Annotated in this window: 21 protein-coding genes; 11 read left to right on the top strand and 10 right to left on the bottom strand. The window is 64.0% G+C overall.

Translation table 11 applies throughout. The features are described from left to right. Nucleotides 1-122: 122 nt before the first annotated feature. From lhpH to BFF94_RS06665, 3 genes are all read right to left on the bottom strand, one after another. Nucleotides 123-1,130 carry a trans-3-hydroxy-L-proline dehydratase gene (gene lhpH / locus BFF94_RS06675; protein ID WP_128842558.1) on the bottom strand — a complete coding sequence of 336 codons (1,008 nt, stop codon included), beginning with the start codon at nt 1,128-1,130 and terminating at the stop codon, nt 123-125. Between the two features lie 61 nt (nt 1,131-1,191). Next, a complete protein-coding gene (locus BFF94_RS06670) occupies nt 1,192-2,313 on the bottom strand; it encodes a branched-chain amino acid ABC transporter substrate-binding protein (protein WP_128842557.1) in 1,122 nt (373 codons plus the stop codon). Nucleotides 2,314-2,434: 121 nt separating this feature from the next. After that, nucleotides 2,435-3,172: a FadR/GntR family transcriptional regulator gene (locus tag BFF94_RS06665; protein WP_219139125.1), complete on the bottom strand. Its 738-nt coding sequence runs from the start codon at nt 3,170-3,172 to the stop codon at nt 2,435-2,437. 263 nt (nt 3,173-3,435) lie between these two features. Here BFF94_RS06665 and lhpI point away from each other — a divergent pair, with 263 nt between their 5' ends. The 3 genes from lhpI to BFF94_RS06650 all read left to right on the top strand — a co-directional run bounded on the left by lhpI (nt 3,436) and on the right by BFF94_RS06650 (nt 5,740). Continuing rightward, nucleotides 3,436-4,371 (top strand): bifunctional Delta(1)-pyrroline-2-carboxylate/Delta(1)-piperideine-2-carboxylate reductase, encoded by a 936-nt coding sequence (gene lhpI, locus BFF94_RS06660; RefSeq protein WP_219139124.1) that lies wholly within the window; start codon nt 3,436-3,438, stop codon nt 4,369-4,371. A 168-nt stretch (nt 4,372-4,539) separates the two neighbouring features. Then, on the top strand, nt 4,540-4,944 hold the full coding sequence (locus BFF94_RS06655; protein WP_128850637.1) for a response regulator transcription factor: 405 nt from the start codon (nt 4,540-4,542) through the stop codon (nt 4,942-4,944). 16 nt (nt 4,945-4,960) lie between these two features. Continuing rightward, nucleotides 4,961-5,740 carry a helix-turn-helix domain-containing protein gene (locus tag BFF94_RS06650; RefSeq protein WP_128850635.1) on the top strand — a complete coding sequence of 260 codons (780 nt, stop codon included), beginning with the start codon at nt 4,961-4,963 and terminating at the stop codon, nt 5,738-5,740. Nucleotides 5,741-5,768: 28 nt separating this feature from the next. Here BFF94_RS06650 and BFF94_RS06645 read toward each other — a convergent pair whose 3' ends face one another. The 6 genes from BFF94_RS06645 to BFF94_RS06620 all read right to left on the bottom strand — a co-directional run bounded on the left by BFF94_RS06645 (nt 5,769) and on the right by BFF94_RS06620 (nt 10,127). Then, entirely contained in the window at nt 5,769-6,119 is a 351-nt protein-coding gene (locus BFF94_RS06645) for a metal ABC transporter ATPase (RefSeq protein WP_128850632.1), read from the bottom strand. Between the two features lie 155 nt (nt 6,120-6,274). Beyond that, nucleotides 6,275-6,514 carry a UDP-glucose 4-epimerase gene (locus BFF94_RS06640; protein ID WP_089453021.1) on the bottom strand — a complete coding sequence of 80 codons (240 nt, stop codon included), beginning with the start codon at nt 6,512-6,514 and terminating at the stop codon, nt 6,275-6,277. A gap of 16 nt (nt 6,515-6,530) precedes the next feature. After that, a complete protein-coding gene (locus BFF94_RS06635; RefSeq protein WP_128850629.1) occupies nt 6,531-6,821 on the bottom strand; it encodes a DUF1488 family protein in 291 nt (96 codons plus the stop codon). Between the two features lie 111 nt (nt 6,822-6,932). Beyond that, nucleotides 6,933-7,331, bottom strand: coding sequence for a DUF488 domain-containing protein (locus BFF94_RS06630; RefSeq protein ID WP_128850627.1), 399 nt, complete (start codon nt 7,329-7,331; stop codon nt 6,933-6,935). A 162-nt stretch (nt 7,332-7,493) separates the two neighbouring features. Beyond that, a complete protein-coding gene (locus BFF94_RS06625; protein WP_128850624.1) occupies nt 7,494-8,696 on the bottom strand; it encodes an amino acid aminotransferase in 1,203 nt (400 codons plus the stop codon). A gap of 45 nt (nt 8,697-8,741) precedes the next feature. Next, complete coding sequence (locus BFF94_RS06620; RefSeq protein ID WP_128850622.1) at nt 8,742-10,127, bottom strand: amino acid permease; 1,386 nt, start codon at nt 10,125-10,127, stop codon at nt 8,742-8,744. A 316-nt stretch (nt 10,128-10,443) separates the two neighbouring features. Between BFF94_RS06620 and BFF94_RS06615 the strand changes: the two genes are divergently transcribed. Next, on the top strand, nt 10,444-10,917 hold the full coding sequence (locus tag BFF94_RS06615; protein ID WP_128850620.1) for an Lrp/AsnC family transcriptional regulator: 474 nt from the start codon (nt 10,444-10,446) through the stop codon (nt 10,915-10,917). A gap of 432 nt (nt 10,918-11,349) precedes the next feature. Continuing rightward, nucleotides 11,350-11,559, top strand: a complete 210-nt coding sequence (locus BFF94_RS06610) for a RidA family protein (protein ID WP_128850618.1) — start codon at nt 11,350-11,352, stop codon at nt 11,557-11,559. 7 nt (nt 11,560-11,566) lie between these two features. Here BFF94_RS06610 and BFF94_RS06605 read toward each other — a convergent pair whose 3' ends face one another. Continuing rightward, nucleotides 11,567-12,055 (bottom strand): Lrp/AsnC family transcriptional regulator, encoded by a 489-nt coding sequence (locus tag BFF94_RS06605; protein ID WP_128850615.1) that lies wholly within the window; start codon nt 12,053-12,055, stop codon nt 11,567-11,569. Between the two features lie 76 nt (nt 12,056-12,131). On the opposite strand from BFF94_RS06605, the gene BFF94_RS06600 reads away from it, so the two are divergent. From BFF94_RS06600 to BFF94_RS06580, 6 genes are read left to right on the top strand one after another with little or no spacing between them, the layout of a single operon-like run. Further along, on the top strand, nt 12,132-13,556 hold the full coding sequence (locus tag BFF94_RS06600) for an MFS transporter (RefSeq protein ID WP_128850612.1): 1,425 nt from the start codon (nt 12,132-12,134) through the stop codon (nt 13,554-13,556). Continuing rightward, complete coding sequence (locus BFF94_RS37785) at nt 13,553-13,897, top strand: putative hydro-lyase (RefSeq protein WP_246637235.1); 345 nt, start codon at nt 13,553-13,555, stop codon at nt 13,895-13,897. Before BFF94_RS06600 ends, BFF94_RS37785 begins: the two co-directional genes overlap by 4 nt. Further along, a complete protein-coding gene (locus BFF94_RS37780; RefSeq protein ID WP_246637234.1) occupies nt 13,894-14,241 on the top strand; it encodes a D-glutamate cyclase family protein in 348 nt (115 codons plus the stop codon). Before BFF94_RS37785 ends, BFF94_RS37780 begins: the two co-directional genes overlap by 4 nt. A gap of 52 nt (nt 14,242-14,293) precedes the next feature. Further along, on the top strand, nt 14,294-15,883 hold the full coding sequence (locus BFF94_RS06590; RefSeq protein ID WP_128850610.1) for a gamma-glutamyltransferase family protein: 1,590 nt from the start codon (nt 14,294-14,296) through the stop codon (nt 15,881-15,883). Nucleotides 15,884-15,910: 27 nt separating this feature from the next. After that, a complete protein-coding gene (locus BFF94_RS06585; protein ID WP_201260484.1) occupies nt 15,911-17,158 on the top strand; it encodes a diaminopropionate ammonia-lyase in 1,248 nt (415 codons plus the stop codon). Nucleotides 17,159-17,172: 14 nt separating this feature from the next. Beyond that, nucleotides 17,173-18,444 carry a M20 family metallopeptidase gene (locus BFF94_RS06580; protein ID WP_128850607.1) on the top strand — a complete coding sequence of 424 codons (1,272 nt, stop codon included), beginning with the start codon at nt 17,173-17,175 and terminating at the stop codon, nt 18,442-18,444. Nucleotides 18,445-18,470 lie beyond the last annotated feature (26 nt).

Raw genomic sequence — 18,470 nt, 5'->3', positions numbered from 1 at the left:
CACGGCGCGGCTTCACGGCCGATCACACGCAAAAAAGGCGCGTGCCCCGTACCGGGAACGACGCGCCAAACCTGGTACAACAACCGGGAAGCCGCGCGACGGCGGCCGATCCGCGCCGCGACTCAGCGCACGAGAAAACCATAAGTGAGCGGATCGCGTTCGTCGACGATCCAGTTCGCGAACCCGCAGATGTGCGCGCTGCCCTCCACTTCCGGGATCACGGCCGGGATGTCGCCGACCGTCGTTTCGCGCAGCACGCGCCCCTTGAAGATCGTGCCGACGATCGATTCGTTGACGAGCGTATCGCCGGCCGCGAGCAGCCCGCGCTGGTAGAGCTGCGCGACGCGGCCGCCGGTGCCGGAGCCCGTCGGCGAGCGGTCGACCTCACGATCCGCGAACACGCAGCAGTTCGCCTGCGTCGAGCCCGGATGGCGCGGCGCGTTCGCGATGATCGTGCCGTAGATATGGTTGATTTCCGGAATCTCGGGATGCACGACCGGATACTTCGCGTTCGCGGCGGCCTTCACTTCCGCGCCGAAGCGAATCAGTTTTTCGACTGCCGCTTCGCGCACCGGCAGGTCGAACGGCGCGCCGTCGACATAAAAGTAGAACGCGCCGCCGTATGCGATATCGCCGGTCACGGTACCGAACGACGGCGTATCGACCGACACGTCGCGCCGCCAGATGAACGACGGCACGTTGACGAAGCGCACAGGCCCCGCATGCTCGCCGTCCCACTTGACGAAGGCCTCGATGAAGCCGCACGGCGCGTCGATGCCGACCCGCGTTTCCGGCACCGTGCGCTGCACCCAGCCGAGCTCGACGGCCGCGGTCGACAGCGCGATCACGCCGTGTCCGCAATGGTCGCTGTAGCCTTCGTTGTGCACGAAGATCACGCCGAAATCGGCATTCGGCGACACGGGCTCGGTCAGGTAGCCGCCATACATGTCGGCGTGGCCGCGCGGTTCGAACATCAGCGCGCGGCGGATCTCGTCGGCATTCTCCTTGAGCCACGCGCGGCGCTGGACGATCGTGTCGCCCGGCAGCCGCGGCAGCCCGCTCGTGACGATGCGGAACGCTTCGCCGCCCGTATGGACTTCGACGGTGGAAAGGGATCGGGAAATTTTCATGGTCGATCGAAAGCGTTGAAACGAAGGACGGCGGCCCGGCCGCCGTCCGATGGCAGGCGGGTTATTTCGCGTACGGCTCAGGCAGGCCGTTGCGGATCACGTAGACGGTCGTCGGCGCGCCCTTCAGGTCGCCGTTCGCGTCGAACGAATAGGTGCCCGCGACGCCCGCGTAGTTCGACTTCGCGAGCTGCGCGATCAGCTTCGCCTTGTCGGTGGTCGTGCCGGCCTTGACCATCGCGTCGGCGAGCAGCTTCACGCCGTCGTAGTAGTTGACGCCGTAGACCTGCGTATCCGTGTGATAGGTGTCGTGGTACTTCTTCAGGAATTCGCGGCCGGCCGGCGTCTTCTCGAGCGCGACGCCGCCCTGCGCGCAATAGACGATCGACGCCGCCTCGCCCGCGACCTTGCCCATGTCGGCCGAGCAGATGCCGTCGCCGCCGAGCAGCTTCGCGCGCAGCCCGCGCTGCTTCATCTGCTTGGCCATCGGCGCGCCCTGCGCCGCATAGCCGCCGAGGAAGATCACGTCGGGATTGCCGGCCTTGATCTTGGTGAGAATGCCGAGGAAATCGGTCGCCGACGAGCTCGTGTATTCCTGGTCGACGATCCTGATCCCGTTCGCCTTCGCGACATTCATGAACTGCTCGGCGACGCCCTGCCCGTACGCGGTGCGATCGTCGATCACGGCGGCGGTCTTCGCGTTCAGCGTCTTCGCGGCGAACGTGGCCATCGTGCCGCCGAGCTGTTCGTCGCTCGCGCCGATCCGGAAGATGTTCTTGAGGCCCTGCTTCGTCAGCGCCGGGTTCGACGCGACCGGCAGGATCGGCACGCCGGCGTTGGCGTACACGCGCGACGCGGGAATCGCGACACCCGAGTTGTACGGCCCGAGCACCGCGACGACGCCCTTGTCGACGAGGTTCTGCGCGACCTGCACGCCGGCCTTCGGGTCGGCCTGGTCGTCGTCGGAAACCAGTTTGAACGTGACGGCCTTGCCGGCGACCTTCACGCCGGCCTTGTTGAGCTCGTCGACCGCGAGCCGCGCGCCGTTTTCATTGTCCTTGCCGTTCGCGGCCTGCGGGCCGGTCAGCGGCGCCGAATGGCCGATCATCACGACTTCCTGCGCGTGCGCGGAAGTCAGCGCGCCGGCGGCGAGGGCCACCGAGAGCGCGGTAACGAGGTGTCGCATGATGTCTCCTGATTGGTTTCGTGTGAAACCAATGTAGGACACGCGTGGTCACATCGCAAGCAATTTCAAAATAAAATATGCAATTCTGGTTACTTTTCAGACCAAAACGATTTGGGCGTCATCACTTCGGCGCGATGTCGCGCCGCACGCGGCGGATGTGCTGCTCGACATAGAACGCCGCCGCATCGGCGTCGCCCGACACGATCGCCTCGTAGATCAGCCGGTGCTCGGACACGTAGAGCCGGATCCGGCCCGCGTCGTAGATGCCGTCGTCCTTCAGCCGCTTCCACAGCGGCTGGTCCATCGTCTTCGCGACTTCGTCCGCGATCTTCACCATCAGCGCATCGCCGGTCATCAGCGCGAGCTGCCGGTGAAACAGCCGGTCGCTCTCGTTCCAAAGCGCACGCTGGTGCGGATCGTCGACGTCGGTGATGGTTTCCATCTGCGCGAGATAGCGCTCGGCGCCGGGGTCGGCGCGGCCGTGCGCGGCCGCGAGACGCGCGATCGCGGGCTCCAGGATCAGCCTCACGTCGAGCGTCGAGGTCGGGCTGAAATCGGCTTCGGACGGCGTGTGCATGTCGCCGCGCTGCGCGAGCACGTCGAGCGGCGACGCGACGACGTAGGTGCCCGAATTGCGCTTCGTGAACACGAGCCCTTCGTTCTGCAGCGCGCCGAGCGCCTCGCGCACGGCCGGCCGGCCGACCTGGAACAGCCCCGCGAGCTCGCGCTCGGACGGCAGCCGCGACTCGGCCGCGTAGCGCCCCGCGCGGATCTCGTCGCGGATCTTCTCGGCAACCTGCTCGTAGATCTGCAGCGGCCGGAAACCGCCTTCGAGTGATTCGGGACGCGCGGACATCATCGTTTGGCTCCTGCCCGGTCGCGGGCGTGGATCTGGAATGGGTTCGCACTATACCGGAGCGGGCCGGTATCGAGGCCGTGGCGACCCTTCTGGACAGATATTAGAACCAAAATCGGCGCGACGCTTTATTTTCTGGGTGGCGGCTGCGCCAGAAAGTGGTATAAATTCGATCCACACTGCCCGGTTTCTCGGTATCCGGCATCCCTGTGGCGGGTGCGGCATGCGCCCGCCTTCCACGCTCACCGACGCATGCGATGTACACGATGACCGCCCTTTCCCCGATTCCCGTTTTCGACGCGGCCGATACGGCTGCGCTGCTCGACTACCCGGCGCTGCTCGCCACGCTCACGCAAGCCGTTGCCGAATACGCGGCGGGAGAGATCGTCAGTCCCGAGCGTCTGGTGGTGCCGCTGCAGGCCGGCGGCGTGATGCTGTCGATGCCGTCGAGCGCGCACGACCTCGCGAGCCACAAGCTCGTAAACGTGTGCCCGGGCAACGGCGCGCGCGGGCTGCCGACGATCCTCGGCCAGGTGAGCGCGTACGACGCGACCACGGGCGAGATGCGCTTCACGCTCGACGGCCCGACGGTCACCGGCCGCCGCACGGCGGCCATCACCGCACTCGGCATCCAGGCGCTGCATGGCGCCGCGCCGCACGACATCCTGCTGATCGGCACCGGCAAGCAGGCGGCCAATCACGCGGAAGCACTCGCGGCGATCTTTCCCGAAGCACGCCTTCATGTACGCGGCGCCCGCGCCGGCAGCGCGGCCGCGTTCTGCGCCGCGCACCGCGCGCAGGCGCCGCGGCTCGCGCCGCTCGACGGCGACGCGATTCCCGATGCGATCGATGTCGTCGTCACGCTGACGACGAGCCGCACGCCCGTCTACCGCGAAGCCGCGCGCGAAGGCCGGCTCGTGGTCGGCGTCGGCGCGTTCACCGCGGACGCGGCCGAGATCGACGCGAACACGGTGCATGGCAGCCGGCTCGTCGTCGACGATCCGGCCGGCGCGCGCCACGAGGCCGGCGACCTGATCGTCGCGCAGGTCGACTGGCAGAGCGTCGCGTCGCTCGCCGACGTGCTGAACGGCACATTCGCCCGCGGCGGCCCGCTCTTGTTCAAGAGCGTCGGCTGTGCCGCGTGGGATCTGGCCGCGTGTCGCACCGCGCGCGATGCGCTGGAAGCACGAAAGGCCGGCTGACCCGGCACCGGAGCCCGTCAGCGGCTCGCGCGGCATCGCAACATCGGAGCCGCTCCGGCGGTTTCCCGTACGCGTTGTAGGAAACGCCCTACAACGCGTCGAAGCGGCCTACACAAACTTCCAATTCGGCCGATTTCATTTTTGGCGGCGCAACACGATACTGCCGGCATGAATGCCAGCCTGTCACCCGCCGCGCTCAGGGTGTTCCTCGTCGATCACGCCATCGCCGTCCGGCAGCGGATCGCGCTGCTCGTCGGCGCGATCCGCGGCGTCGCCGTCGTGGGCGAGGCGGAAGACGGCCAGGACGCGTGGACGCATATCCGCAGCAGCCACGCGGACGTGGTGATCGTCGACCTGCGACTCGCGGACGGCAGCGGTCTCGACCTGATCGGGATGCTGTCGAAGGCCGCGCCGCGCATCGTCACGATCGTGCTGACGAATCACTCGGCGCCGGCATTCAGAGAGGCATGCGCAACGGCCGGAGCCGACTACTTCTTCGACAAGACCGTCGAATTCGACGCCGCATGCCGTGTCATCGAATCCCTGGTGCACGCTCGCGCGCACCGCCCCTGACGAGCCGGAGCGACTCATGTTCACCGCCACTGCCAGCGCCGCCGACGTGCCCGTCGCGCCCCGGCCGACGATTCCGCTTCGCGCGGTCACACGTGCCGACGCCGCCAAACATCCCGCCGCGCGCTGCTCGGTCTGCGCGATGCGCTCGATGTGCCTGCCGCCGCACCTGACGGCAGCCGAGTACGGCCGCCTCGACGCGATCATCTGCACCACGCGGCAGGTTCGCCAGGGCGACGCGCTGTTCCGCACCGCCGATCCGTTCCAGAGCATCTATGCGGTGCGCGCGGGTTCGTTCAAGACGGTGATGATGCATCGCGACGGCCGCGAACACGTGACGGGCTTCCAGATCGCCGGTGAAACGCTCGGGATGGACGGCATCGGCGGCGGCCAGCATTGCTGCGACGCGATCGCGCTGGAAGACAGCGTCGTGTGCATCATCCCGTTCGGCGCGCTCGAAGCGGCGTGCCGCGAGATGAAGCCGATGCAGCACTTCCTCTACCAGATGCTGAGCAGCGAGATCGTCCGCGAATCGAGCCATACGCTGCTGCTCGGCACGATGTCGGCCGAGCAGCGCGTCGCGCATTTCCTGCTGAACCTGTCGTCGCGGTTCGAGGCGCGCGGCTATTCGGCGACGGAATTCAACCTGCGGATGACGCGTGAGGAAATCGGCTGCTATCTCGGGATGAAGCTCGAAACCGTCAGCCGCATGTTCTCGCGGTTCCATCGCGATACGCTGGTCGAAACGCACGGCAAGCGCGTGCGCATCATCGACGCGCCAGCGCTCGCGCGGGTCTGACGCACCGCGCCGGATCGCCCGCGCGGCGTCACCGCACTGCGTCACCCGTCGCCGCATCGCGCAGCGCCACCCTTTCACCGCGCGCCTGCCACGCGATCAGCGCCTGTTCGGCCTGCGCGAACGCGTGGCGCAGCGCGTCGTCCACGTCGCCGCCGATGCATGGCGGCAGCGGCCTGAGCGTCGCGTCGTGCATCACCAGGTCGAGCCGTACGTCGTACAGGCGTGCGCCATCGGCCGCGGCGCGCAATTCGACCGCGAGGCGGCAGCCGCCGATCAGCGCGCGAAACCGTTCGAGCCGCACCAGCTGCGCGCCGGCTTCGGCTTCGACCGCGGCGGAACCCGCGAATCCGAGGCAGGCGATCTGCATGCCCACGCCCATGTCGTATCTCCTGACGGGGCCGCCCGCTCGTCGACCACCCTGCATGCGCCGCCCGCACTGAAATGCGGCAGCACGCGTTTCCCGTGGCGCGGGGCGAATTCTGCGATCGCTGCCCGGCCGATAGTCCGCCCGCGCCTTCGTCGGCGCGGGGCTGTTCATACGTTGAAGGTCTGCGACGCCTTCATCTCGATCCACGTCATGCCCGCACGCAGCCCTTCGATCATCGCCTCGCGCTCGGTCGGATACGCATGGCTGTGCTCGAACGTATGATGAAAGCGCGCGGCGCCGGTGCCGTGCTCGACCGACACGCGGCAGCGGAATTCGCCCGATTCGCACGGGCGCGTCTCGACTTCGACCGACCAGTCGCGTTCGTGAATGTTGCCCTGCAGTGTCATGCGCCCTCCTGCGATATCAGTCTTCGAGCCGGAAGTGGCCGCTATGCAGCAGCACCGGCCGGCCGCCGATTTCTTCGAGCATCCGGCGTGCCATCGCCTCGATCGCCGACCGGTGCGCGTCGAACGCGCCCAGCAGGTCGCGTTCGAGCAGCGATCGCGCGCCGAAATGATCCTCCAGCGCCTCGGCCGTGACCGCGCACTGCACGCAACGCCCGTCGACCAGCGCCGAAAACGCCACGACCAGGTCGCGCGCGCAATATTCGGGCGGCTCCGGCGGGAAGGTAATCTGCATCTGTCCGCCTGTCATTGTCGTGATGGCTCCATGACGAGAGCATAGTGGCGCGCGCGACCGCGCGCTTGACCCATGTCAACCGGTTCGCCGCACCGCACGATGACGGTGCGGCAGCGCGACGCCGCTTCAGCCCGCGCCGGGTTCGATCGCCGCGCCGCGCTCCGCGAGCAGCTCGCGCAGCACGCTGCGGTGGCAATGGCGCTCGTCGTCGCAATAGCAGCCGATCGACAACGCGGTGGTGGCCGACAGCGCGGCCAGCAGGTCCAGCACCTTCGCCGGATCGCCATGCGCCATCTCCGCGCGGAAGCGGCGCTTGAACGCGTGCCATTCGGCGTCGGTTTCAGCGGCCTGGGCCTGCGCGACGAGTTCGGGACTCGGCGACAGCGTCGGCAACCATACATCATAGTAGTTGCGCGACGCGAATTCCGCCTTCGGCACGCCGCGCGGCGGCCGCCGCACCGTTCCGATCCGCAGGCCCTCGCCGGCCGCGCGCGGCGTGCCGAGCTGGATGATCCGAATGCCCATGTCGCTCCTTCCGTGTTGCGTCCGATTCCGTGATCGTACCGCCGCACCGCGCTCGCGTCTGCCCGGTGGCGCACACGGCGGCCGCGCAACGAAAAACCGGCTGCCTCCGCGACGGGAGACAGCCGGTTCGGCCAGCCGCGTGGCGCGCCGGGCGCGCCGCGATCAGACGCCGCTCTTCAGCACCTTGCCGATCGCATCCGCGACGATGCCGACGTTCGAGTCGTTCAGCCCCGCCACGCACATCCGGCCCGAACGCAGGACGTACACGCCGTGCACTTCGCGCAGCGCGTCGACCTGCGATTCCGTCAGGCCCGTGTACGTGAACATCCCGCGCTGCTTCACGTAGCGCGTCAGCGCTTCACCGCTGACGTGGTCTCGCAGGCCGTCATGGATCGACTGGCGCATCCGCGCGATGCGGCGGCACATCGCCGACAGTTCCTCTTCCCACTGCTTGCGCAGCGCGGGCGTGCCGAGCACGGCCGCCACGAGCTTCGCGCCGTAGGTTTGCGGGTTGCTGTAGTTCGAGCGCACGGCGCCGGCCAGCTGGCCGAGCACGCGGTCGGCCGCGGCCGCATCCTCGCAGACGACGCTCAGGCCGCCCACGCGCTCGCCGTACAGCGAGAAGTTCTTCGAGAACGAGTTCGCGACCAGCGCCGGCACGCCGCGGCGGGCCAGCTCACGCACCGCGAACGCGTCCGCGTCGAGGCCGGCGCCAAAGCCCTGGTACGCCATGTCGACGAACGGCAGCAGCCCGCGCGCCTCGATCACGTCGATCAGCTTCTCCCACTGGCCTTCGTCGAGATCGACGCCGGTCGGGTTATGGCAGCACGCGTGCAGCAGCACGATGCTGCGCGCCGGCAGCGCGTCGATCGCCGCGAGCATCGCGTCGAACTTCAGGCCGCCCGTCGCCTCGTCGTAATACGGGTACGCGTTCACCGTGAAGCCGGCGCGCTCGAAGATGAAGCGGTGGTTTTCCCAGCTCGGATCGCTGAGCCACACCTGCGCGTCCGGGAAGTAGCGCTTCAGGAAATCGGCGCCCACCTTCAGCGCGCCCGAGCCGCCGAGCGTCTGCAGGGTCGCGATGCGGCCGGCCGCGCGGGCCGGATGATCGGCGCCGAACACGAGCGCCTGCACGGCATCGCGATACGCGGCCAGGCCGACCATCGGCAGGTACGGCTTCGCGCCGCTGTCGCGCTGCAGCACGGTTTCGGCTTCGCGCACCGCGCCCATCACCGGAATCCGGCCTTCGGCGTCGAAGTAGATCCCGATGCTCAGGTTGACCTTCTGGTCGCGCGGATCTTTCTGGAAGTTCTCGTTGAGCGTCAGGATCGGGTCGCCCGGATACGCGTCGATGTGTTCAAACATGGCTAAGTCGGTCTCGTTTGGAAGAATGATCGGTCATGGCCTGCGTCAGCGTGCGGACGCGCCGTCGCGCATCGCATAGCCTGCATTCTTCTGACGGAAGCAATACCCGATCGCGAGCACCGCGAGCCATACCGGGATCAGGTACACCGACAGGCGGAGATCCGGCGTCAGGTACATCACGACGAGAATGCCGGCCATGAATGCCAGGCACAGGTAATTCGTGAAAGGATAGCCCAGACTGCGGAAGGAAGTCTCCTCCCCGGCCGCGCGCTTGGCCTGGCGGAACTTCAGGTGGATCAGGCTGATCATCGCCCAGTTGATGATCAGCGCCGACACGACGAGGCCCATCAGCACCTCGAACGCCTTGCCCGGCATGAAGTAGTTGACCAGCACGCACCCGCCGGTCGCGAGCGCCGACGCGCCGAGCGCGGCGAGCGGAATGCCGCGCTTGTTCACCGAGCACAGCACCTTCGGCGCGTTGCCCTGCAGCGCGAGACCGAACAGCATCCGGCTGTTGCAGTACACGCCGCTGTTGTAGACCGACAGCGCGGCCGTCAGCACGACCACGTTCAGCACGTTCGCGACCACGTTGCTGCTCAGCGCGTGGAAGATCAGCACGAACGGGCTGCCGCCGCTGACGACCTTCTCCCACGGATACAGCGACAGCAGCACGGCGAGCGCGCCGATATAGAAAATCAGGATGCGGTAGATGACCTGGTTGGTCGCGCGCGGGATGCTGTGCTTCGGATCGTCGGCCTCGGCCGCCGTGATGCCGACGAGCTCGAGCCCGCCGAACGAGAACATGATCGCGGCCATCGACATCACGAGGCCCGACACGCCGTTCGGGAAGAAGCCGCCGTGCTGCCACAGGTTCCTGACGCTGGCTTCCGGCCCCGCGTGGCCGCTCGCGAGCAGCCAGCCGCCGAAGCCGATCATGCCGACGATCGCGGCCACCTTGATGATCGAGAACCAGAATTCCGTCTCGCCGTACGATTTCACGCTGGTCAGGTTGATCAGGTTGATGACGACGAAGAACACCAGCGCCGACACCCAGGTCGGCACGCCCGGCCACCAGTACTGCACGTAGATCCCGACGGCCGACAGCTCGGCCATGCTGACGAGGATGTACAGCACCCAGTAGTTCCAGCCGGACAGGAAGCCCGTGAAGTGGCCGAAGTACTTGTTGGCGAAGTAGCTGAATGACCCCGCGACGGGCTCGTCGACGACCATCTCGCCAAGCTGGCGCATGATGAAGAACGCGACGATGCCGGCCACCGCATAGCCGAGCAGCACGGACGGGCCCGCCATCTTGATCGTCTGCGCGATACCGAGGAACAGTCCCGTGCCGAGCGCGCCGCCGAGCGCAATCAGCTGGATGTGCCGGTTCTTCAGCCCGCGCTTCAGGCCGTCGCTCTCGTTTCCAGAAACCATGTCTTCTCCACTCTGTCCGCCTCCGCCTGAAGCGGTGCGGCGCGCCTCGGTGTGCCGGACGCTGTTTTGCTGTGCCGGCGGCCGTTCGTGGAGCCGCCGGGTTGGGGACTGCAATCTTCGCGTGGCGGCGCCCGATTCGCGTCGGTGCCCGCCAGACCGGCCGCCGACTGTCGCCCATGCCGCATTGCCGGCGGCCGCACACGAAAATCCGGGGTCAGTTTAGCGTCGCGACGATGAAATCGGGTTGCGTAACCCGTTCATGCAAACCCTACATTATGAGATAAGATTGCATTCAGGAGACAAACGAGGAAATAAAATGCCTGATCCGGTTCTCGACCGCATCGACCGCCACTTGCTTTCGATCCTGCAGGAGAACGGCCGCGCGTCGAACCTCGATCTGGCGGCGGCTGTCGGCCTGTCGCCCGCGCAGACGCTGCGCCGCCACCGGCGGCTGGAAGAGATCGGCGCGATCCGTCGTTACGAAACCCGGCTCTGCCCCGACACGCTCGGTTTCGGCGTCACCGCGTTCGTGCACGTGACGATGGAGCGCGGGCATATCCGCGACCTGTCGAAGTTCCAGAAACTGGTGTCCGATCTTGCGCAGATCCAGGAGTGTTTCTCGGTGACGGGCGACATCGACTATGTGTTGAAAGTCGTCGCGCACGACCTGAAGGGCTTGTCCCGGTTCCTGCTCGAAACGCTGATGCGGATTCCGGGCGTGAGCGGCGTGCATTCGAGCGTGTGCCTCGACGAGATCAAGTGCACGAGCGCGATGCCGGTTGAGAGCTGAAGCAACGGGCCGCGTGCCTGGCACGTTCGGCGGGTGGGTTCACCTGTATAAGGCTGGACTAGACCAGACACACAGCGTCTGATCGTCTGACTCAGTTCGGCCAGAAGCAGCCACTCGACTTGAGCGCGTAGATCGTCAACAATCACGGCCGCAGCCCATCCCGGGCCGCCGGCTCGCGTCTATCGGCACACTCCTGAGCGTATCCAGGCGCCCCTTTTACTACGCCGCAGCGCCCACCGCCCACCCGCGAAAAACCGCAACGCTCTGATTAGCACCACATGCCCCTCCCTCGCCGGCAAGACACGAACGATCCCGACCATGAACCGTTATCACGTTATTCCCGACTTTCCCGCGTCCGTGTCGCCGAACAGGCGCGCAAACAGAGCAGACAATGCTCAATATGAAGCGTACACCTAACGCCATCGGCCTCGATTGAACGTCGTTTTGAGTGTACGCGCCTTCCTGACTTACTTCGGGCGCGACTATGACGAGATAAACGAGGTCTACCGGTCTTACTTCGAAGACGGCCACCGTCCAGCGCGAACCTGCGTCGGCGTGACAGAACTGGTTCGCAGCGTGTTAGTTGAGATCGACTGCGTCGCTCGCCGACCAGTTGACCCCAAACTTCAGCCAGCAACATGAGGAGACTCTACAGATCAAGGGGAATCGGCATCGCGAACTTCACCTGATTCATGACAACGAGCGTGCTGAAGCGACGCACATTGTGGTTTCCGAAAAAGAAGTGGCGCGTGAAGTTCTCGTAGTCGAGCATGCTTGAGGCGGAGATCATCATCACGAAGTCGACATCGCCCGTGACGTAGTGGCACTGGATGATCTCAGGCGCCTGCATGACCGCCCGTTTGAAATCGTCAATCATGTCTGCGCGCTCGCGCTCAAGGGATACGAGCGCCAACATTGTCATAGATTTGCCGACACGTGACGGGTCCACAACCGAAACATCCTTGACGATCACCTTCTCCTCACGCAGGCGTTTCAGCCGTCTCAGGCATGACATGGAAGAGAGGTTGACCCTTTCTGACAGCTGTTGTGCGGTGAGCTGATTATTTTCCTGTACGGCGCTCAAAAGCTTCAGATCAAACCTATCCAGCTCCGTCTTGTGGTCGTTGCTTTTTTTCATTTCCGTACCCGTCTACGTTGAAAACGAACACGCTGCGGCGTGTTTCCATTATTTTACATCGGAGGTCTTCCCTAAAATGAAATCATTCATCAAACGAGGAGCGGACAGCATGTCCAGCCATAAACAGGGAAGCACGATTGCGGGGCGCTTGGATCGCGTTCCCACGCATTCGTTTCATACCCGCCTCCTCGGTCTGGTTGGTGGCGGGATGCTTATCGATAATTTCGACATCTATATTGCTGGGTCGGTCCTCGTCGTCCTGCTGCACAGTGGCTGGTCGACACTTTCCTCGAACGCTGCGTTTGTTTCCGCAACATTCGCCGGAATGATGATCGGTACGTTTGCAGCGGGGTTGATCGGCGATCGATATGGCAGAAAGCTCACCTTCCAGATCAACCTTGCGGTATTCGGCCTTGCCTCACTCGCCTCAGCGGCCGCAACCAACATAGATCTACTCATCGCGATGCGATTCATCTGCGGTGTGGGCCTTGGTGCAGAGATCGTCACCGGTTACAGCACACTTGCCGAATTTGTTCCGCCCCAGTCGCGCGGCAAATGGCTTGCCCTGCTATCAATGTTTTCTTCCTTCGGACTTCTTACAGCAACGCTCTTCAGCTATTTGCTGATCCCCATTGCTGGTTGGCGCATCATGTTCGCGATCCCCGGCGTTGCAGCGCTATTCGTTCTGTGGCTGCGAAAGGCTATTCCCGAGTCGCCGCGCTGGCTGGAGATGCGTGGACGACATGCCGAGGCGGACGCCATCGTCCGCTCCATCGAGGACTCCGCACGTAAGACCGGTGCAACATTGGCTCCCCCTGCCGCTTTTCCGATGCGCACTTCGGAATCGATCTGGCAGTTGAAGTTTCTACGACCGCTCGTCCTCGGCACGATCATGCAGGTTGTGCTTTTTACGGTGCTCTATGCACTTGTCGCATGGCTCCCCACGTTCCTGGCACGGCAGGGAATGCCGATCAACCAGTCATTAAAGCAGTCTGCAATCATGGCGCTCGGTGGCCCGGTGGGCGCGTTTGTCGCCCGCCTGCTCGCTGATCGTCTGGGCCGCCGCAAAGGGATCATTTTCGGGTCTGTAATCGCCGCCGCGATGGCCGCCGCCTTCGGCCACGTTTCGTCGCCCATGGTGGCGATGTCATTCGGCTTCGCGACGTATGCATCGCTCTTCTATCTGCTGGCCACGGTGCAGGCCATCTACCTGCCGGAGATCTTTCCGACAGAGATCCGGATGCGCTGTAACGCCGTGTGCGTTGGCATTGGCCGCGCAAGCGCGATTGGTGCTCCTTTCGTCATCGTCTACCTCTTTGAACACGGTGGAGTCACCGCGGTCATCACGTTAATCTGGATACTGTTTGCAGTTCAGGCTGTGTCGATGGCCGTTCTCGGATCGGAAACGAGCCGCAAGCCGCTCGATGATGTTGGAGGGAGCCCCGATGATCAACGCCCGCCCCGCTCAACTGAAAGAACTTCTGCGTGGAGCCAGTCATGATCTATCCAGCGAACGATCGCATGCTCACGCCCCAGGCGTTGCGCTCTGCCGCACGGGAAGGTACCTACAGAGGCTATACGGCAGGACATGCGCTTGGCAATGTGCAGGGCAATATCTGCATCCTCCCACGTGATCATGCAGATAAGTTCTTGGTGTTTTGCCAGCGGAATCCGCAACCCTGTCCGTTGATCGCTCGATTAGACGTGGGCGATCCATATCTTCAGACACTGGGGACCGATATCGATATTCGCACCGATGTGCCGCGATATCACGTCTTCGAGCACGGCGTACTCACCGCGGAGGTCAGGACTTACGTGCGTTGTGGCGCGCTGACCTTGTGACATTCGTACTCGGCTGTTCGTTTTCCTTCGAGGAAGCGTTGTCGGATGCCGGACTTCCGTCGCCGTTTCTCGAGCGCGGCGAGGTTGCCGGTGTCTGCGAAACATCCCTCCAAACGGAGCCGGCAGGCCGCTTTCGTGCATCTCTGGTCGTAACCATGAGGCCGTTCGCGCCAGTCGACGCGATCGGTGTCGATCTCGATCAGCGTTATCGGAACATCGGTTCGTCCTTCGTCGGCAGTGGGCAGATCCCGCTTTTCTGGGCATGCGGGCTCCCCCCCAACTCGTCGCCATGGACGCGCGGCCGCCACTTTGCATCACTCACGCACCGTCGTCGATGTTGGTAACCGATCTGCGAAACGCGTCTCTGGCTGTTATCTGACCTACTGGAAATGTCTCATGCGTGACTTTGAACTCCCCGGGCGTTCTGAGGCTCTTGGCACCCGCGGTATGGCCGCCGCCTCCCATCCTCAAGCCACCCTTGCTGCGCTCGACGTCCTGAAGGCAGGCGGCAATGCGGTCGATGCAGCGATTACAGCGGCCGCAGTGCTTGCGGTCGTTGAACCCACACAGACTGGAATTGGTGGCGACTGCTTCGTCCTGCTAAAACGCCCCGGGCAATCCATCATCGCACTGGACGGTGCTGGCTGGGCGTGCGCTGGCGCAAGTGCGTCGGAGTACCGGGCTTCTGGTGTAGCTGGAATCAATCCCGTCTCGGCACATGCAGTGACGGTGCCCGGCTCCATTCGGACGTGGGCCCAACTTGCGCGGGACCACGGGACCCGCTCTTGGCCCTCCCTGCTGCGCCCAGCCATCGAGGCGGCCACGAACGGCGTGCCGGTCACAGAAAGGCTTGCGCGAGACTGGGCCCGACAGACGGTCAAACTGAGCAACGACTCCGACACCGCGAAGGTTTTCCTTCATAGCGACGGGAGCGCTTATCAGGCCGGCGAGTTGCACAGGCAGCCCACGCTCGCGGAAGCGCTATCGTCGATTGCGTCGGATGGTCCGGACGTTTTCTACGAGGGATGGATCGCCGAGGATATCGTGACCAAGCTGAGAACGCTTGGCGGTTATCACCGGGCCGATGACTTTGCGGACTGGCGCCCTCGTTACGTCACCCCGATCTCCACTTCATACCGCGGGTACGAGCTCTGGGAGTGCCCACCGAGTGGGCAGGGAATCATCGCTCTCGGAATGGCCGCGATGCTCGAACGCTTCGATGTGTCGAAGTATGGTCCGCTCTCAGTGGAACGTTTCCATCTTCAAACCGAGGTGGCCCGACTGGCCTATGCCGAACGCGATCATTATCTATCCGATAGCGAAGATCCGGACACAATCGTGCAGCACATGCTTGCCGCAGAGAGAATGGACCAGCGCATTTCCCGCATCCGGATGAATGGCCGAATGGCCGACGCGGCTCCAATGGATGGGCCGGCTCATCGTGACACGATCTACCTGACCGTCGTTGACAAGGACGGACTCGCGGTCTCCTTCATCAACTCGATCTTTGATGACTTCGGCAGCGGACTGATTGCTCCACGTTCGGGCATCCTCCTTCACAACCGTGCTTGCGGCTTTGTGACGGACCCTGCTCACCCTAACGCCATCGCCGGCAGAAAGCGGCCGATGCATACGATCATACCCGCGATGCTGACCCGAGACGGCGAAGCCGTCATGTCATTCGGCGTCACGGGCGCGCATTTCCAGCCGCTCGGACAGATTCAGGTCCTGACAAACATCGTGGACTACGGAATGGGAATCCAGGAAGCACTCGATCACCCCCGCATGTTTGCCCACGGCGACACGCTTCATCTTGAACACACTGTGCCTCAGCCAGTCTGGAGCGGACTTCGCGCGCTCTCCCATTTCCCTCAGCCGGCTCCGAATCCGCTGGGGACAGGACAGGCCATCTGGATTGACAGGGCGCGCGGACTTCTCAGGGGCGGTGCCGATCCACGTCGCGACGGCGTTGCGCTCGGCTATTGATCAATCGCTTTTTACAGGAAACATTCCGTGACAAACCTCGTGTCCGGCCCGTTGGGCTTTCTCCTCAATCCGCAACCGCCGCGCCAACATCCATATCACCTTGGCGGACTCAGCGAAATCCTGAGCCTGCACGCATTGAATGAAGCGAGAGCCGAGATCACGACGTGGCCCGGTTACGCCGTCACGCCTCTCGTCGCGCTTCAAGGGCTCGCTTCGAAGGCCGGACTCGGGAACATCCTGTACAAGGACGAAGGGTCGCGCTTCGGACTGGGCAGCTTCAAGGCTCTTGGCGGTGCGTATGCAGTATTGCGCTATTTGAAAAAGGAAGTGTCGAGGCAGCTCGGGGTGGAACCTGACACGTCCTCGCTCATTCGTGGCGAGCATCGGAAGATCACCGAGATGCTTACCGTCGTCTGTGCGACCGACGGAAACCATGGCAAGTCGGTTGCCTGGGGGGCGAGAACCTTTGGCTGCAAGTGCGTGATCTATGTCCATGCACACGTCAGCCAGGCGCGACGTGACGCGATCGCAGACTACGGGGCGAGCGTGCTTGAAGTCAAGGGCACCTACGACGACACCGTGCGCAGGGCCGCCGACGATGCGTTGGTAAATGGATGGCAGGTTATCTCGGACACGTCCTACGAGGGGTACACGGAAGTACCGCGCGATGTCATGCAAGGTTACGGCATCATTGCCGCAGAGGCCGCGACCCAGTTCCCCGCCGGCGTGCGTCCGACTCACGTCTTCGTACAGGGTGGCGTTGGCGGGGTTGCGGCAAGCCTGTGTTCGTGGTTCTGGGAGAGCTACGGAAGTGATGCCCCGCGATTCATCATTGTCGAGCCAGCTAATGCCGATTGCCTGATCCGTAGCGCCGGGGCGGGCAAACCCACCCCGGCCGCGGGCGATCTGGACACCATCATGGCCGGCCTCGCGTGCGGCGAGGTATCGGTTATCGCATGGGAGATTCTGCGAGAAGGCGCAGATGCGTTTCTGACAGTGACAGACGAGGCGGCCGCAAGCTGTATGCGCCTGCTTGCCGACGCCCCGTTCGGCGACGCCAGGGTGGTTGCGGGCGAATCAGCGGTTGCGGGTCTCGCGGGAGTACTGCTTGCCGCAACTGATCCGGAAAAGCGCAAAGCGCTGGGCTTGTCGGAATCGAGCGTCGTGATGCTGGTTGGGACCGAGGGCGCGACTGACCCAGCCCTTTATGAACAGATCGTCGGGCGTAGTGCCGATGCAGTACGCGACAGCATTCTGCAAGTGGCCGACGCGTGATTTGAGGGATTCATATGAACTCGACAGTAGTGGAAGCGATTCGCATTGGAGCCTACGATGCGCAACTGGTGCGAGCCGTCGAGGAAGAAGTCGAGGCCTCGCGGGATACTCTCGTTGACCTTTGCGGCGCGCTTGTCGCAGCGGAAAGTGCAAACCCGCCCGGCAACACCGCTGCAATGGCACGCACTCTTGAGGCCTTCCTGCGAAGGCACGATCTGCCGGCGAAAACCGTAGCAGCGGACGCCGAGGCACCGAACATTGTCTGCACGGTAACAGGAAGCCGCCCCGGCGCACATGTGGTATTCAATGCCCACATGGACACCATGCTCGCGGGCGACGAGTCCGCGTGGACGGTTCCTCCACTGGAACTGACCCGAAAGGACGGCCGACTGTATGGCCTCGGCATGGGGAACATGAAAGGCGCGCTCGCAGCGATGGCGCTCGCGATGAAGATCGTCCAGCGTCGTCTGCCTCAGCTAGCCGGAAAGTTGAGCCTCACCGCAGTATCGGATGAAGTCATGTTCGGCTCGCGCGGCTCGCCTTACGTGCTGAACCAAGATCCGGAACTGTACGGTGACTACCTAATCAGCGGCGAAGGACCAGGGTGGATGAATTTCGCTGTCGCAGAAAAGGGGCTGCTCTGGATCGACATCACCGCGAAAGGGACGGCTGGCCATTCGTCTCGTGCGCTCACGGGACAAACCGCTGCAGCAAGAATGGCCAAGTTTATGTGCGGGCTCGACCAGCTGAACGACTTCTACGTCGATTTGCCCAAGGAAATCGAGGGCATTGAGGGAGGCGAAAACGATGTCGGCTTCCGTCTATCCGCGAGCGTTGGAAGTATCGAAGCAGGAAGCGTACGCAGTCTCATTCCACCGGTCGTTCGTGCCAAGGCCGACCTGCGCCTGCCTCCCGGTCTATCGATCACCGATCTCAAGGCACGCATCGACGAAATGGCCAAAAGCTGCGAGGGTATCAGCATCGAGTATGCAAAGGGATGGCCTGCAAGCTGGGCTCCGCTCGATAGCGATCCCGTGAAAAGCCTCGCGGGTGCAGTCGCAGCCGTTCGCGGAGTAGCCGCACGCTATGTAGTCAGACTCCCAGGCTCGGATGCGCGTTTCTGGCGCGACCACGGAATCACTTCGGTCTGCTATGGTCCGCAGCCCACCCTGTCCTCGGGGATCGATGACTATGCTGTCGAGCAGGATGTTCTTGATTGCGCTGCCATCTATGCGCTGACTGCGATGCAGCTCATGTCCGCAAAAGCGTGGCCTCCGGGCAATTAAATATCGGGAGATCGTAGCAGCCAACT

Origin of the sequence: Burkholderia catarinensis (genome assembly GCF_001883705.2) — a bacterium.
In the GTDB taxonomy this organism is placed as follows: Bacteria; Pseudomonadota; Gammaproteobacteria; order Burkholderiales; family Burkholderiaceae; genus Burkholderia; species Burkholderia catarinensis.
This window is presented reverse-complemented; position numbering and strand designations above follow the sequence as displayed.

What these genes read in the sequence shown, in the direction of transcription:
- BFF94_RS06640 (WP_089453021.1), bottom strand. Translation starts at nt 6,514, where the DNA reads ATGACACTGCAGGGCAACATTCACGAACGCGACTGGTCGGTCGAAGTC.
- BFF94_RS06620 (WP_128850622.1), bottom strand. Translation starts at nt 10,127, where the DNA reads ATGGTTTCTGGAAACGAGAGCGACGGCCTGAAGCGCGGGCTGAAGAAC.
- BFF94_RS06650 (WP_128850635.1), top strand. Translation starts at nt 4,961, where the DNA reads ATGTTCACCGCCACTGCCAGCGCCGCCGACGTGCCCGTCGCGCCCCGG.
- BFF94_RS06665 (WP_219139125.1), bottom strand. Translation starts at nt 3,172, where the DNA reads ATGATGTCCGCGCGTCCCGAATCACTCGAAGGCGGTTTCCGGCCGCTG.
- BFF94_RS06635 (WP_128850629.1), bottom strand. Translation starts at nt 6,821, where the DNA reads ATGACAGGCGGACAGATGCAGATTACCTTCCCGCCGGAGCCGCCCGAA.
- BFF94_RS37785 (WP_246637235.1), top strand. Translation starts at nt 13,553, where the DNA reads ATGATCTATCCAGCGAACGATCGCATGCTCACGCCCCAGGCGTTGCGC.
- BFF94_RS06605 (WP_128850615.1), bottom strand. Translation starts at nt 12,055, where the DNA reads ATGAAAAAAAGCAACGACCACAAGACGGAGCTGGATAGGTTTGATCTG.
- BFF94_RS06670 (WP_128842557.1), bottom strand. Translation starts at nt 2,313, where the DNA reads ATGCGACACCTCGTTACCGCGCTCTCGGTGGCCCTCGCCGCCGGCGCG.
- lhpI (WP_219139124.1), top strand. Translation starts at nt 3,436, where the DNA reads ATGACCGCCCTTTCCCCGATTCCCGTTTTCGACGCGGCCGATACGGCT.
- BFF94_RS06630 (WP_128850627.1), bottom strand. Translation starts at nt 7,331, where the DNA reads ATGGGCATTCGGATCATCCAGCTCGGCACGCCGCGCGCGGCCGGCGAG.
- lhpH (WP_128842558.1), bottom strand. Translation starts at nt 1,130, where the DNA reads ATGAAAATTTCCCGATCCCTTTCCACCGTCGAAGTCCATACGGGCGGC.
- BFF94_RS06590 (WP_128850610.1), top strand. Translation starts at nt 14,294, where the DNA reads ATGCGTGACTTTGAACTCCCCGGGCGTTCTGAGGCTCTTGGCACCCGC.
- BFF94_RS06615 (WP_128850620.1), top strand. Translation starts at nt 10,444, where the DNA reads ATGCCTGATCCGGTTCTCGACCGCATCGACCGCCACTTGCTTTCGATC.
- BFF94_RS06655 (WP_128850637.1), top strand. Translation starts at nt 4,540, where the DNA reads ATGAATGCCAGCCTGTCACCCGCCGCGCTCAGGGTGTTCCTCGTCGAT.
- BFF94_RS06625 (WP_128850624.1), bottom strand. Translation starts at nt 8,696, where the DNA reads ATGTTTGAACACATCGACGCGTATCCGGGCGACCCGATCCTGACGCTC.
- BFF94_RS06580 (WP_128850607.1), top strand. Translation starts at nt 17,173, where the DNA reads ATGAACTCGACAGTAGTGGAAGCGATTCGCATTGGAGCCTACGATGCG.
- BFF94_RS06600 (WP_128850612.1), top strand. Translation starts at nt 12,132, where the DNA reads ATGAAATCATTCATCAAACGAGGAGCGGACAGCATGTCCAGCCATAAA.
- BFF94_RS06645 (WP_128850632.1), bottom strand. Translation starts at nt 6,119, where the DNA reads ATGGGCGTGGGCATGCAGATCGCCTGCCTCGGATTCGCGGGTTCCGCC.